Here is a 12,270-nt window from a genome sequence, read left to right as displayed (position 1 = left end):
ATATTACTTATTGAATCCCGCTTCGGCCAAAGTGATCAATAGTGCCAGTTTAATGGATGTTGGTCCTGTTTCATCATTTAAATACCATTCGTGAAGGGAATGTGCACCACCACCTTTTCCGCCCCGGCCAATACAAACGGAAGGGATTCCTTTTGATACGGGAATGTTGATATTGGTTGAACCACGCCCCAATTTAGGTTCTACGCCAAAATGTTTCGTAGCAGCCATTGTTTTTTGAATCAAGGGTAGGGAGGGAGAAAGTTCACCAGAAGGTCGATCTCCAATTTGAACCAATTCATAGGTGACCTCGTCCGTTATACCACTTGAATTATATTCCGAAATAGCTTTATCCACGGACAGTTTGAAGAGCTTTTCTATTTCATCCAAATTATTGGGGTGCAAGGCACGCATATCAACCTCCATCCAAGATTCAAAAGGAATGGAATTGACCGAAGTTCCTCCACCAATCCTACCCACATTAAAACTGGTTTTGGGAATGTTTCCAGAGGTATAGGCCCATGCATCCGATGAAAAAAGTGATATAATTTTACCAAGGGCATGGTGCGGATTGGCCAGGCCAAAATGACCCCACGAATGACCGCCTTTACCGCGTACGATAACCTTGTATCGTTTAGACCCTAGTCCAGCGTTGCTTATTCGGCCTATATCGCCACCATCAATAGCTATCCATGAGTCTATGGGTAATCCAGATTCGTTGAACAGATATTTCATACCCCGAAGGTCTCCCAAGCCTTCTTCACCAACGGTTCCTACAATGAGCAGGTCTTTTTGGGTCTGGATTCCGGATTTGTTCATGGCTTTCAACATACTGATAAGCATAGTAAGACCACGGGTATCATCTCCAATGCCTGGAGCTTTTAGCGTATCACCAACTTTGGTTACGCTTATATTGGTGCCTTCAGGAAAAACAACATCCAAATGGGCATCTACCCCAACAAAGCCCGATTCTCCTGAAGTTCCTTTCCGCAACCCGATTACATTACCCACCTTGTCTGTCCATAAACTATCCACACCCGCTGCAATGAGCATTTGGGCAAAGGCTTTGCCCCGTTCCGCTTCTTTAAAGGGAGGTGCCAAGATTTCGGTAAGGGTAACAAGGTCTTTCATGGTTTGCTCTTCTTGTTGATCAATATGACCGAAGGCGGCCTCGACCTTTTTAGACTTGACCAGTTTGGCAATTTCTTTAGTGTATTTCTTTTCGATATTGATGTTTTCCTGTGCTGAAACACAGGTTGACATAAGGGCAATGGCCACAATGGAAACTTTTGCAAATGATTTCATACGTTCTATTCTGTTGTTTTTCGTAATACTTTACCGGATCGGATATCTATGAACTCACCGTTATCTACAGCCAAATTGCCATTTACGATAACAAAGGGAATGCCCTCTGGATATTGATGGGGTTTCTCAAAGGTGGCTTTGTCTATAATAGTTTTAGGGTCAAAGATTACAATATCGGCTTTCAAACCTTCTTTAAGTTGTCCTCTGTCTGTTAGATGGAGACTTTGGGCGGGGGAAAGAGTCATTTTTCGGATGGCTTCCGATAGTTCCAAAACAGCTTTTTCCCGAGCATAATGGCCAATTACACGGGGAAAGGTGCCGTACCATCTAGGGTGCGGATGTCCCATGCCTGGCTCTACCAGCCGACCATCGGAACCAATCATGGTCTGAGGGTGTTGCATGATTCGAACTACATCTTCTTCGGCCATGGCATGAAAAACACAGGAAGCCCCACCCTTGAGTTGGGCTTCAATAACCAGTTCTGCACCATTTTCAACGGATGGCTCCATTCCCTGTTGTTGAGCCCAGTATTTTAACGTTTTTCCTTCCAGTTCTGGTTGCCATTCCACTTTTGCAAATTGAATCCGGTCCAAATCCGAACCTCCACGATCATTGAGAATATTGAACACAATACCATTTCTAGTACTGTCCCTAAGTTTTGGGTTTGCTGCCCTTTCCGTAAAGGCATCAAGACCACCTGCCATGGACCAACTGGGAATAAGAACCGAAATACCTGTATAGCTGGCGGCATAGGGGTATTGGTCCATTTTAATGTCCAATCCCTTTGCCCTTGCAGAATCTACCATGGCCAAGGTACGGACACTTTTCCCCCACATGGGTTTTCCAATGGCCTTGTGATGGGTAAGCACCACGGGAATGTTTGCCTTTTCGGAAATTTGGATGGCTTCGGCAACCGCATCAAAAAGACCCAATCCCTCTTCGCGAAGATGTGAAGTATAGATGCCTCTATATTTTGAAGCTATTTTGGACAAGGCAATGACTTCATCAACATTGGAAAAGGTGCCGGGCAGGTATTTGAGTCCTGTTGAAATCCCATAGGCTCCAGCTTGCATGGCACTATCCACTTGTGCTTCCATGGCCTGTTGTTCCATTTGGGTGGGAGCTCTATTCTCCAATCCCATAATATTCTTTCGGATGGTATTGTGACCTATCAAATAGGCTACATTCATACCAACACCTTTATTTTCAAGACTGTCCATGTAAGACCCTAAAGGCCATGGGGAACCTCCATCTGGCCCACCCAAGGCAGTAGTGACTCCTTGCCTGATTAGACTTTCGCAGGAGGATAGTTCCATAATTGGTTCCAGATGGGCATGCATATCAATGAAACCAGGGGAAACAGCAAGCCCCTGTGAATCTATGGTTCGGATAGCGTTGACATTTTTTAAATTGCCGATGGCCACGATAATCGAATCTTTAATGGCAATATCAGCTGTACTAGGTGCTTCCCCTGAACCATCATAAAGGGTTCCATTCAAAATCACCAAGTCATAGGTGTCTGTATTTGAGCAGGATAAAAAGAACAGGAAGCATAATCCCACACCTACTTTCTTGAAAATGGTTTGAAAGGGGTGAGTATTGGTTTTTTTAAGGTTATTCATGGTTATAATATGAGTGTGGAGGAATCCAGTCCCTTTAATTTGGCAAAGGCTTCCTGTAGTTTTAAGGTAATTGGTCCAATAACATCAGAAGTATGGAACACATGTTCACCCAATTTAAAGATTGAGGCAATTTGGGTTGTGGTCCCGGTCAAGAATGCCTCATCCATAGAGGAAATTTTATCGGCTGGAATAGCCTTTTCCATCACGGTAATCTCCAAATCCCGGCACAGTTCCAATACAATTTTTCGGGTGATGCCATCTAAAATATGTTCATTGGCCGGATGCGTATATACTTTTTCATCTTTTATAAAAAAGATGTTGGTATGGGAGCCCTCTGTAATTATGCCATCCCTGACCAATACGGCTTCATCCGTATTTTGGGTCATGGCAGCTTCATTTGTCATGATATTGCCCAGTAATGAAATGGACTTGATATCACACCTGTGCCAACGAAAATCAGGTTGCAAAATAACCTGCATGTTTTTAGTATTGATGTGCGGAAGGGAAAAGGGTAGTGCGTACATCATAACTGTGGCAGGTACATCCTTTGGGTAAGCATGCTTTCTGGGTGCCACACCACGGGTTACTTGCATATAGATAAGGCAGGTCTTATCGCCAAGATTGCAAGAATCAAGTAAAGGATTTATTTGGGCCTCTAAATGGGAAACATTATATGGGATATTGATTTTGTCTAGGTTTTCCTGTAATCGGTCTAAATGTGCTTTCTTATAAAAAATGCCATTGCCCAATTGTACCATGACTTCGTAGATACCATCGCCAAAAAGAAATCCCCGGTCAAATACCGAAATATGGGCATCATTACTTGAATAGATGGTTCCGTTCAGAAAAACTTTTTCTGGAAAATTACCTTTTGGGAGCATAGTTGGTGGTTGACATTAACTAGAATGCCATGTGAAGGTAACGGATATTTTTCTAAATAAAAACTGGATTTCATGCGGGTATTGGAATTGGTAAATATTAGATTTGATATCTTGCAATCTTCAAGGTAGCACTATAAAAATTGGATTAAGAAGTGTAAGTAGTATGGAGAAATTCTTTAGTGGTAAGAACGGAGTGGGTCATTTAGCAGTATTGGCCATTGTATTGGTTTTGATGGGTTGTGGGCAGAAGGACAAAGAACAAAAGGAAAGAACGGAACCAAAGATCGATAATACCCAAAATGCCCCTATAGTTATCACTGTTCCTCCTATTGAAGCGCCAACCGGGATGGTTTGGATTTCAGGTGGGAAATTTGTGCAAGGAGCCAAAGAATCAGATAAAATGGCCATGCCCCATGAAAAACCGGCCCATGAAGTTTTGGTGAATGGGTTCTACATGGACGAACATGAGGTAACCAATGCACAATTTGCCGCATTTGTGGAGGAAACCGGATATGTAACCGTGGCAGAGCGGGAAATTAAGTGGGAGGAAATGAAAAAACAACTTCCTGAAGGAACGCCCAAGCCCCATGATTCCATTTTGCAGCCGGGTTCGCTGCTCTTCAAAAAAACAAAGTCCAGTGTGCCCAACCTTTACGATTACTCCCAATGGTGGCAGTGGGGTATCGGAACCAACTGGAAACACCCCAAGGGACCTAAAAGTACCATTGAAGGAAAAGAGAACCACCCCGTGGTACATATTGCCTATGAAGATGCAGTTGCCTATTGCGATTGGGCGGGCAGGCGCTTGCCCACCGAAGCGGAATGGGAGTATGCTGCCCGTGGTGGGAGAAAAGATGCCATTTTTTTCTGGGGGAACGATTTGGGACAACTTAGTTCACATGCGAACACATGGGAAGGGGAGTTTCCAGTCGAAAATACACTTGCTGATGGTTACGAGGAACGTGCCCCGGTGATGTCTTACCCAAAAAACGGCTATGGTCTATACGACATGGCCGGTAATGTTTGGGAATGGACCAGCGATTGGTATAATACGAAATACTATGCAGAGGTAAAGGCCAAGTCGGGAGTGGAATATAACCCGAAAGGTGCATCAAGACCCTACAATGCCACTAATCCGTATGCCCAAGAAAAGATCATGAAGGGAGGGTCGTTCCTATGCAGTGCCTCCTATTGTGCTAGTTACCGGATTTCAGCAAGAATGGCCACTAGTCTGGATTCCTCGTTGGAACATTTGGGATTTAGGACCGTTCTGGACACGGACATGATTAAAAAGTAATCCGTTACGGAACAGCCCTAGACCACTATTTTCTGGCATTTTGTTCACCCAAATCCTTTTCTACGATAATAAAGTCCGATCGGCGGTTGATCAAATGTTCCTGTTCACTGCACCTTACACCATTGGAGCAGTGATTTTTCAATTGGTATTCGCCATAACCTTTTGCGCTTTCAATTCTGTTGGAATCAATGCCTTTGGCAATAAGATATCGCATGGTGGATTTGGCACGGTCATCGGACAATCGCAAATTGTATTGGTCGGAGCCTCGGGCATCGGTATGTGATTCAATCTTGATTTTTATACCAGGGAATTCACGCATGGCAAATAGTACTTTTTCCAACTCAATTTCGGCCCGGGGGGTAATATCCGATTTGTCGTATTCAAAGTAGATGGGATTGACCTTTATTTTTTCCACATCCCCGTCTTTTATGACCAAACTTTCAAAGGGTGTTAAGTACACCATGTTGTTGGTGGATGCTGCCTGGGGATTTTCACCTGTGGACACCGTGATTTCCTTTTTCACATATTTTGGTTTGATGAACACCAGCTTATTTTCTTTGTTACAGGGCAGCACAAAACTGAAGAATCCAGTTTCATCAGTTTTCATGGCATCCATGAGCCCTGCGTTTACATCATAGAGTTCAACACTGGCCAAAGGGATGGGTTCTCCCGTTTTTTCATCCAGTACATACCCTGAATATTCAAGACAGTTTATGGGTTTCGCTTTTTTCAGGTAGTAGATATCATCATCCCCTGCACCACCAAATCGGTTGGAGGCAAAATAACCATCGCCGGAGATATGATCCATAACTAAGGAAAAATCATCCATATTGCTGTTGATGGGCTTGCCAAGGTTTTGGGGCAGGCCATAGCTGGATTTGGATTTGATCCTAGACGCAAAAATATCCAGACCACCCAAACCATAGTGACTGTCCGAGGAAAAATATAAGGTGTCGCCCACAACAAAAGGGAACATTTCCCTGCCCCGGGTATTGACGGTCTCTCCCAAATTCATGGGAGGGGTAAGCGCATCGCCGTTCAGGCCAAGTTCAACCACGTACAGGTCACTTTCACCTTGTCCGCCCGGCATGTTGGAGGTAAAATACAGATACTTGCCATCCGGGCTCAATGCTGGGTGCCCACAGGAATATTCCTTGCTATTGAATGACAGGGAGGTTACATCCACAAGAGCATTTTTATAGATGGTGCCCTTTAAAATCTGCATATGGGACAGACCTTCGCTGTTGGCGTTCAATTTGTTCTTTTTTATAAAGTTTCGGGTAAAATAGATGGTGTTGGATCTTGGGTCAAAGGTCACATTGGAATCGTGAAAAGAGGATTCTAGATTTTCCAGAAATTTTTCGGGAACAAATTGTGACATGTGTGGATCGGTAAGGTATAGATCCAGATAGGGTTGGTTGTTCCAGGGATACAATTTTCCATTGGATTTTAGGGTATCTCTAGCCGAAGCGAACACCAACATATCATCATACATGGAAGGGGCAAAATCCGATTTGTCACTGTTGAAAGCCAGATTTTGCACTTCATATTTTGGGTCTTTCAACAAAAGTGTATCCAGGTTTCTTTTCTGGGCCATGATCATATCCAATCGGTTTTGATCGGAATAGAAATCGCGCAGAAGCTCATCGGCCTGGGCAGCTTGCATGCTGGCTTTTAGACATTGTACCAGTTTAATGATATTGTGTTCCCCCATTCTTTTGCCTTCAATGGCATAGAGTTTTTGATACCAGTCCTTGGCCTTTTGATATTCATTTTGGTTAAAATGACTATCGGCCAGTCTTTGGACCACATGGGTGGAAGGATTGCTTTTGCGCATGGCCAAATCTTGATAGAGCTCAATGGCCTTTTCAAATTTGAAATCGTTGAAGAGTTGGTCGGCCCTTTCCAATTTGCTTTGTGGAAGGGCACTGGTAAAGGTACAGAGTGTTATGAAAAGTATTATTTTTCTCATCATCGTGATTTTTAAAAGAATCTGGGGGACAATGCCCTTTTACTAGCATCAAAAACGGTGTATTTTAAAATGATTTCATGCGAGCCATCATTGTAGTTGTCCAATCCTGTGATGGAATAATCATAGGCATATCCTATAAAGAATTTTTTGGCCAAGTGAAACCCGGCCAATGCACTGATGGCATCGTCATAGCGATAGGCAAGTCCAATATTTACCTTCTCCTGAAACAGGAAGTTTGCAGATACATCCAAAGTTAAGGGTGCTCCGGAAACGTGCTTCGTCAAGAAAGCAGGCTTAAACTTGATGGCACTCGATACATCAACCACATAACCGCCCATAAAATAATATTGGGTTTTTCTATCGGTAACGGTAAGCTCGTCATCATTGTAGATCTGTGAATTCATGATGTTGTCACTTGAGGCTCCCAAGTACCAATTACTGCCATATAGGAAGGCACCAACTCCAAAAATGGGTCTTGTCTTGTTTAGATTTTCTGCAAAAACGGGGTCTTGGTCGTCTGCATAAATTCCTTTGGACCAATCAATGGAGAGAATGTCCAGCCCAGCGTTCAGGCCCAGCGATAGCTTGGTCTCTTGCCCAACCGGAATTTCATAGGCAAAGTGTCCATTGACCTTTACATTGTTGGAGGCCCCAATATTGTCGTTGATGGCTGTTAGTCCAAGCCCAACGCGTTTGCCAGTACGTCCTTGTACGGTGAAGGATTGCGTTTCGGGCGCGCCATCCAGTCCAACCCATTGGGAACGGTAGAGCACATTGGCCTCAAAGTTTCCCGCTGTTCCCGTATAACCTGGGTTAAGGACGGTGGTGTTATACATGTATTGGGTATATTGCGGGGATTGTTGTGCCTGGGTTTTGGTCAGTTGCAGGACCAAAATCAGACATGTAAGTATGCCGAGATTCTTTGTATGAATTTTCATTCTTATCGGATTTATAGGTTTGGGATTTGGATTTTATCGGGCCAATTGAAGCCAGCCCACAAGGTTTCTGTTGAGTTCGGGAATGTTTATGACATAGTAGTAGGTGCCAGAGGGAAGATGTTCTCCTTTTCCCATAATGCCATTTACATTGGCAATCCCGTCCCAATTGTTTTGATAATCCATGGTTTCAAAAACCTTATTGCCATTACGATTGAAAATCTGGATTGAGTTGGAATAGTTTTCAATGCATTCTATTTCAAAGAAATCGTTGTACCCATCATTGTTGGGAGTAAATTCGTTGTAGACCAATAAACAGAATTCTTCACCCATGACTTCTCCACAATCCTGGACTTCCACATCCCATACCGTAGCTTCGGTTGGGGTACAGCTTGTGCTGTCCTCGTACAGTATACTGATTGAAGTATTCTGAAGGTTGTTCCATACCACGGTGGCGTAGTCATCGGTTGTGGTGCCACCATCCACTATGGCACCCCCAGTGATGGTCCATGTGTAATTTTGTTTTCCACTTTCTGTGGAATAGGTGTATTGTTCCTCTTCCAAACAAAGCTCATCAGTTTGCCCCGTCAAGGTTATGGGTTGTTCGTCCTGAACTTCCACATCCAATTCAGTAGCCTGGGTTGGGGTACAACTGGTGTTGTCCTCATACAATACACTGATCGAAGTATTCTGAAGGCTGTTCCACACCACGGTGGCATAGTCATCGGTAGTAGTACCGCCATCCACTATGGTACCTCCTGTAACGGTCCAAGTGTAGTTCTGTTTTCCACTTTCTGTGGAATAGGTGTATTGTTCTTCTTCCAGGCATAGTTCATCTGTTTGCCCCGTCAAGGTTATGGGTTGATCATCCTGCAGAGTGATGGTTATCTGTATACGGACCAAACTTTCACAACCGTCTGAATCCCTAGTGGCCCCGAAATATACTCCTCCATCTACCAATGGGGTACTGGCACTCAGCTCCAAGCCTCCTGTAAGCACATCGTAGAAAACCACATTGGACTCATTAACCTGAATATCTAGAATAGTGGGATTTGCACTTGCACATAATGTCTGGGTCAAGGAAATGGTTGTGGGGGGCAATAGGTCGGTAAGATTAACCGTAATGCCAACCCTGGTCAAGACAGATATGGGAATATCCAAGATACCCGCAAAATATACTGAGCCATCTGCCAAAGGGGTGTTGAAGTCAAGGGCCGTAGTGGCATCCAAGCTGTCAAAGAATACAATATCGCTACCACTGACATCCAAATCCAAAAGGGTGGGGTTGTCTGAAGCGCAGAAAACTTGGAGAAGATCATCTACGATAAGTTCGGGGAGGTCCACGGTGATTTCTCCGGTCAGTGTACAGAGAGCCCCGTCTATGTATGCCTCTATCAAGCCATCTACATCCAAGGCCAAATCAGTTCCATCAACAGCAATATCAAAATCCAAATTGGCATCCAAAACACCGGTATAGGTCTGTCCGTTGATAGAAAGGGTAACATCATCCCCAATACTGGCATCGCCATTTACCGTTCCGGTTATATTGTACGATGGGGAACCTTGAAAGAAATCAATTAGATTGGTTAAACTAATAACTGGAGTTGAATCAATGGTAATGCTGTTGGCAGAATCAATAATATCCACAGTGGCCTGTGCCAAATCCCCAGCAGCATTTTCGCAACCTGCGGAGGCTTCGGTTATCCTGACATAAAAATTATAGGGACCACCTGCTTCATCCAATCCGGTTATGGAGAGAATACCATTTGAATCAATGGAGTAGGTGACGGGGCCTTGAACAAGGCCGTCTGTGATTTCATTGGTGGCATTGGCATCAAAATACCAGCTATAGGTACCATTGATTGTGCTTGATGGAACCAAGGTCACATCATTCGATGAACATACAGGATTTTCATCACCGGTTATATCGATGTCGATTGCAGTAGGGATATCCACTACAGTGACAGTAACGGCTACCCTTGGGGATTCCTCTGGACAGCCCGGCTCGGCCGCGGCCACATAATATGTGGTAGTTGTGTTCAACACGGGGGTTGTATAGGCTTCTCCTGAGTTTACGGTATTCAACAGGGTTCCACCTGTTTCCGAATCATACCATCTAAGTTCATTGCCGACTGTAGTAGTAGCGATGAGATCTACTGAGTTTCCAGTACAGATGCTTACATCTTCCGAGTCAGAGTCCAATACAGGTAAGGCAGGAGCTCGGTAGATGTCATAAAGTAGAAGGTTTTGTTCCAAGCCCACATTCAATAAGGATGTTAAGCGGACTGTAATTCGGCTGGCTTCATCTCCTGGTGCTATGGGGATAGTTGCTTTTTGACCACTTTGGAGTAGGTTCAAAAGATCAAGGTTCAACAAACTACTCAAGTTTTCTGTATAAAAAGGGGTTTCCGAACCGTTTTGGGCAATTATCTCAATGGAATTGGCCACACCTGCTTGCAACAAGGACGGGTTTATGGCCATGGTTATGTAGTAGCTTTCATCTAAATTGGAGGGGGTATCAAAATAGATGGTTTGCTCTATGCTTGCAGTAACTCCCAAAATACCAAGACTTAGGTCTGAGAAAGTATCCATATCACCATCTAGGATCAGATGGGGATTGGAAACGCCTGCTCCTCCCAAATCCAGTAAGTCCAAAGTAAGTCCAGTACCTGTAAATGAAGTATAGGTGGGAAGCCCGCACGAGGCCAGCCCTTGATTATGGTAAGCTCCAAAAACATCTAAGATCCGGATATTGTTCAACCCCACCAAAGCTCCTATCTGGTTGGTCATCCGTATACGGTTGTATTGAACATCTGGGGTGATGGCCATAAAGTAATCACCATTAACATTGGTGACCACTTTTAGTTGATCTGTAGTAAATGCATTAACACCTCCAGAGGATTCTTCCAATACCGTAGCACCACCATTTTTAGCCGTGACCGTGAACTCTTGATTACCTATAAGAATAGCTCCGGCGATATCGGATAGGAGACCACCAAGGCTGCCTCCAAGAAGATAAGGAAGAAGATCATCCTCCGTTTCCAGCTTAACATATGATGTAGTATTTGGGTTTAAGGTTGACGGGAATTCCATCTCAAGATAGCCTGAGTAGTCCCCAACTCCCAATAAAATACCTGTACTTGCCCTTACTCCGGCATTGGTTGTCAAATTGCCATCGACAGCATTGGCGGAGAGATCTACTTCGTCTTCGCTAACAATCGTTGAAGCAAAGGTTTGCCCCTTAGCAGGGAGCTTCATCAACAATAGTAAAATAAGAAATAAGTAATAATTTCTAAAAAGTATTGATTGATCCATATTAAAAACATTTTATATTTATATATAACATAAAAAAAATGCAAATATTTTGAATCGAAGGAAAATACTTACTTAAAAAGAAGGAAAATAGATGAAAGTGTTGATTTTTAAAGGATTGTGAGAAAATGTTTTTTTGAAAGAATTAAGTGCTGAATCTATAATCTACATCAAAAAAAGGAGCCTTATGCACGTTTGTTGTCCGACATTTATGTACCTAATGAAATAGTTACCTAAAAAAAAGCTGTGTAAAATAAAGCACTCCTTCACCATCAGATTTAATACTGACCGCGGTAAAGACATAATCCCCTTCCATGACTTTTTTATGGGTTGGGCTTTTGGACCAAGCTTCAACAACAGCCTCTGCTGAGACGTACCTACGCCCTAAGTTTTCAGCTACATGACTTGCATCTGCTTCCATAGCTAGGTTGGATGCACGCTTGTCAAAGTCCTTATGAGTTATTTCCCCATCTTCTATCATAGTATTGGTATGAGTTGCGGCATGTGAATACGCTATAGCATTGAACTCCAAGGCAGTCAGATTTTTTGAAAGGCGATATTCGTTCACAAGGTGCAGAACCTGCATTTCAATTTCGGAAGCCTTATTGGTTACAAAAAGAGTTTCTTCTTCACTTATCGATGAGTTGCTACAGGAGGTAAAAAACACTAGTAAAACGGTTAATGAAGCAATGGCAAATTTTATTCTTCTCACAACTATTTTTTTAAATCGGGTGCAAAAATAGCGTGTGATTCCAGCATGGAAATCATCAAGGCGATAGCTTTATACGAATGGTGGATAATATGGGATGAAGTGCATATTTCTTAATTCATGCCTTGTGGTATAACCAATAAAAATAGCATCTCATCGATGAAACGTAATCAGTTGTAAATTGGATTTCGAACTTCTTTTAAATACAAAATAATCATAGATTTGAGTCAATCGAAAAGA

The 12,270-nt window shown here is 43.3% G+C and carries 8 protein-coding genes; 1 reads left to right on the top strand and 7 read right to left on the bottom strand.

All coding sequences use genetic code 11. The features are described 5' to 3' along the window. Positions 1–3: 3 nt before the first annotated feature. Genes ACP14V_RS09760 through ACP14V_RS09750 form a run of 3 tightly spaced genes read right to left on the bottom strand, consistent with a single transcriptional unit; the run spans position 4 to position 3,805 of the window. On the bottom strand, positions 4–1,302 hold the full coding sequence (locus tag ACP14V_RS09760; protein ID WP_272610350.1) for a M20/M25/M40 family metallo-hydrolase: 1,299 nt from the start codon (positions 1,300–1,302) through the stop codon (positions 4–6). 5 nt (positions 1,303–1,307) lie between these two features. Next, positions 1,308–2,924, bottom strand: a complete 1,617-nt coding sequence (locus ACP14V_RS09755) for an N-acyl-D-amino-acid deacylase family protein (protein ID WP_272610349.1) — start codon at positions 2,922–2,924, stop codon at positions 1,308–1,310. Positions 2,925–2,926: 2 nt separating this feature from the next. Then, positions 2,927–3,805, bottom strand: a complete 879-nt coding sequence (locus tag ACP14V_RS09750) for an aminotransferase class IV (protein ID WP_272610348.1) — start codon at positions 3,803–3,805, stop codon at positions 2,927–2,929. 163 nt (positions 3,806–3,968) lie between these two features. Between ACP14V_RS09750 and ACP14V_RS09745 the strand changes: the two genes are divergently transcribed. Beyond that, positions 3,969–5,102, top strand: a complete 1,134-nt coding sequence (locus tag ACP14V_RS09745) for a formylglycine-generating enzyme family protein (RefSeq protein ID WP_272610347.1) — start codon at positions 3,969–3,971, stop codon at positions 5,100–5,102. Positions 5,103–5,127: 25 nt separating this feature from the next. On the opposite strand, the gene ACP14V_RS09740 is transcribed toward ACP14V_RS09745, so the two are convergent. The 4 genes from ACP14V_RS09740 to ACP14V_RS09725 all read right to left on the bottom strand — a co-directional run bounded on the left by ACP14V_RS09740 (position 5,128) and on the right by ACP14V_RS09725 (position 12,033). Beyond that, positions 5,128–7,077 carry an OmpA family protein gene (locus ACP14V_RS09740; protein ID WP_424987251.1) on the bottom strand — a complete coding sequence of 650 codons (1,950 nt, stop codon included), beginning with the start codon at positions 7,075–7,077 and terminating at the stop codon, positions 5,128–5,130. An 8-nt stretch (positions 7,078–7,085) separates the two neighbouring features. After that, positions 7,086–8,012 (bottom strand): PorP/SprF family type IX secretion system membrane protein, encoded by a 927-nt coding sequence (locus ACP14V_RS09735; protein ID WP_272610345.1) that lies wholly within the window; start codon positions 8,010–8,012, stop codon positions 7,086–7,088. Positions 8,013–8,045: 33 nt separating this feature from the next. Further along, complete coding sequence (locus tag ACP14V_RS09730) at positions 8,046–11,324, bottom strand: gliding motility-associated C-terminal domain-containing protein (RefSeq protein WP_272610344.1); 3,279 nt, start codon at positions 11,322–11,324, stop codon at positions 8,046–8,048. Between the two features lie 226 nt (positions 11,325–11,550). Further along, positions 11,551–12,033, bottom strand: a complete 483-nt coding sequence (locus tag ACP14V_RS09725) for a CAP domain-containing protein (protein WP_272610343.1) — start codon at positions 12,031–12,033, stop codon at positions 11,551–11,553. Positions 12,034–12,270: the final 237 nt, after the last annotated feature.

It is taken from the genome of Flagellimonas alvinocaridis, assembly GCF_965248585.1.
Taxonomy (GTDB): Bacteria; Bacteroidota; Bacteroidia; order Flavobacteriales; family Flavobacteriaceae; genus Flagellimonas; species Flagellimonas alvinocaridis.
This window is presented reverse-complemented; position numbering and strand designations above follow the sequence as displayed.

Bases quoted from the DNA above. Each gene is read 5' to 3' on its own strand.
- ACP14V_RS09760 (WP_272610350.1), bottom strand. From the start codon at position 1,302: ATGAAATCATTTGCAAAAGTTTCCATTGTGGCCATTGCCCTTATGTCA.
- ACP14V_RS09755 (WP_272610349.1), bottom strand. From the start codon at position 2,924: ATGAATAACCTTAAAAAAACCAATACTCACCCCTTTCAAACCATTTTC.
- ACP14V_RS09750 (WP_272610348.1), bottom strand. From the start codon at position 3,805: ATGCTCCCAAAAGGTAATTTTCCAGAAAAAGTTTTTCTGAACGGAACC.
- ACP14V_RS09745 (WP_272610347.1), top strand. From the start codon at position 3,969: ATGGAGAAATTCTTTAGTGGTAAGAACGGAGTGGGTCATTTAGCAGTA.
- ACP14V_RS09740 (WP_424987251.1), bottom strand. From the start codon at position 7,077: ATGATGAGAAAAATAATACTTTTCATAACACTCTGTACCTTTACCAGT.
- ACP14V_RS09735 (WP_272610345.1), bottom strand. From the start codon at position 8,012: ATGAAAATTCATACAAAGAATCTCGGCATACTTACATGTCTGATTTTG.
- ACP14V_RS09730 (WP_272610344.1), bottom strand. From the start codon at position 11,324: ATGGATCAATCAATACTTTTTAGAAATTATTACTTATTTCTTATTTTA.